The following is a 1585-nucleotide window of genomic DNA, read 5'->3' as shown; positions in this document are numbered from 1 at the left end:
GTGCCCGGCGTGCATATCGGCGCCCTGCGCAACCGCGGCGCGGCGGTCGCCCGCGGTGATTGGCTGGCGTTCATCGACGCCGACATGGAAATGCCGACCGATTGGCTCAAGTTGCTGATCGAAATGGAAGACCGTCAGGGCGATGTACTGGGGCTTGACCTGGACACGCCCGGCCAGGCGCCCTGGTTCGCACAGGCTTGGCAACGCCGCAGCCAGCGGCCGGGGTCCCGCTCCTTGCATCGCGTCCAATGGTTGCCCAGCGCCAATCTCTTGATGCGTCGCACCTGGTTCGATCAGGTCGGCGGCTTCGACGAAACCCTGCGCACGGGCGAAGACAAGGACTTCTCCCTGCGCCTGCGCCAGGCCGGTGCGCAATTGTTGCTGGTCAACGAAAGCCTGGCCGTGCACTGGGGCTACGAAGGTAGCTGGCGCGAGTGGATGAGCAAGGAGTTGTGGCGCCAGGGCAGTCATTGGCAGTTGTTGCGCAGCCATGGGGCGAGCCTGCGCCTGTTGCGTTTTCCGGCGTTGTCGATGGGCGTCTGGGGCCTGGACTTGCTGGCGCTGATCGCCCTGCTCCAGGGCCAGGCGCGCCTGGGGCTGACGCTGTTGTTCATCAGCACACTGCCGGCCTTGGTACTGAGCCTGCGCCAGAGCCAGCGAGACCCGCATCTGACGTTGCAACTGTGGGCCTTGCATGGCGTGCGCCTGCACCTCACCGGCGCCGCGTTACTGCTCAATATTTTTCAATGGAAAGCCAGGAGACCTGCCCGTGGCTGAATTCTTTTATTGGTCTTGCCTGTTGCTGCCGGTTTACGCCTACCTCGGCTACCCCGTGCTGTTGACCTCGCTGACGCCTTTTTTTCCGGTACGCCGCTACGGCAAGCCCTTGCCGATGGATGTCAGCATCGTCATCGCCGCCCATAACGAGGCGCGGCACATTGAAGAAAAATTGCGCACCTTGCTGGCCCAGGACTATCGGGCGCACTCGCTGCGAATCATCCTCGCCAGCGACGGTTCCACCGACGACACGGTGGCCTGCGCGCGCAAAATCGGCGACTCGCGCATCACCGTGCTCGACCTGCCACGCCAGGGCAAGGCCGCCGCCCTCAACACCGGCGTGGCCCATAGCTACGGCGACATCCTGGTGTTCACCGACGCCGACAATCAATGGGCCCACGACACCCTCGGCCACCTGCTGGCGCCGCTGGGCGATCCTGAAGTCGGCGCCTGCGCCGGTCACATGGTCATCCCCGTGCCTGGCAAGGGGCTGAGCCTCGGCGACAGTCTGTATCGGCATTACGAAGGCTGGCTGCGCCGGGTGGAAAGCCGCACAGGCTGCATGGTCTCGGCCGACGGCGCCTTGCTGGCCCTGCGCAGGGCTTTGTTCCAGCCGATTCCGGCCCAGGTCAACGATGATTTTTTCCTCAGTACCTGCGCGCCGGCGGCTGGCAAATCCATTGTTTATGCACCGAAGGCACGGGTGACGGACCAGGGCGTGGATGAAGCCGACAAGCAGTTTCGTCGTCGCCAGCGGGTCACCGTCGGCGGGTTGCAGAGCCTCGCCCAGCGTCGGGAATTGCTCAAC

2 protein-coding genes are annotated in these 1585 nt (G+C 64.5%); both read left to right on the top strand.

Annotated features, from left to right (window positions below; all coding sequences use genetic code 11):
* Positions 1 to 777: glycosyltransferase family 2 protein (locus OC610_RS27075; RefSeq protein ID WP_264432407.1), on the top strand; the 777-nt coding region annotated here is incomplete at its 5' end.
* Positions 770 to 1585, top strand: an 816-nt coding sequence (locus OC610_RS27070) for a glycosyltransferase family 2 protein (protein ID WP_264432405.1), incomplete at its 3' end; no start/stop codon positions are given. The genes OC610_RS27075 and OC610_RS27070, both read left to right, overlap by 8 nt.

The organism is Pseudomonas agronomica, assembly GCF_025917275.1.
GTDB classification, from domain to species: domain Bacteria; phylum Pseudomonadota; class Gammaproteobacteria; order Pseudomonadales; family Pseudomonadaceae; genus Aquipseudomonas; species Aquipseudomonas agronomica.
This window is presented reverse-complemented; position numbering and strand designations above follow the sequence as displayed.